The sequence below is a fragment of the Agrilactobacillus fermenti genome, from assembly GCF_021030645.1.
GTDB classification, from domain to species: domain Bacteria; phylum Bacillota; class Bacilli; order Lactobacillales; family Lactobacillaceae; genus Agrilactobacillus; species Agrilactobacillus fermenti.
The window spans coordinates 1-368 of record NZ_JACGCJ010000082.1 but is presented as its reverse complement, the minus strand read 5'-3'; the positions used below and the strand labels follow the sequence as shown (position 1 = coordinate 368).

The following is a 368-nucleotide window of genomic DNA, read 5'->3' as shown; positions in this document are numbered from 1 at the left end:
TAAGATGTGGAATGGTGTTTCATTTCAAGATTTAGTTTTATCCCGAGTTAATTTGAATCAAGCCTATCCTAAAGTCAGTAGCAACAATGGTGCAGCGGGTATTGACGGTCTAACTGTTGATGAGCTGCTGCCTTATCTGAAGCAACATCGTGATGAGCTAATCGCATCACTGCGTGATGGCAGCTATCAACCATTACCAGTTAAACGAGTCGAGATTCCAAAACCAGATGGTTCCAAACGCAAGCTTGGGATCCCAACGGTGGTCGATCGACTTGTTCAGCAAGCAGTCGCTCAAGTGATGTCGCCAAGGTTTGAAAAGATATTATCGGATAGCAGTTTTAGTTTCCGACCCAATCGAAGTGCTCATG

1 pseudogene is annotated in these 368 nt (G+C 44.3%); it reads left to right on the top strand.

From position 1 onward, the window contains the following. Positions 1-368, top strand: a pseudogene (locus FHQ08_RS12710) (group II intron reverse transcriptase/maturase); the annotation flags it as partial.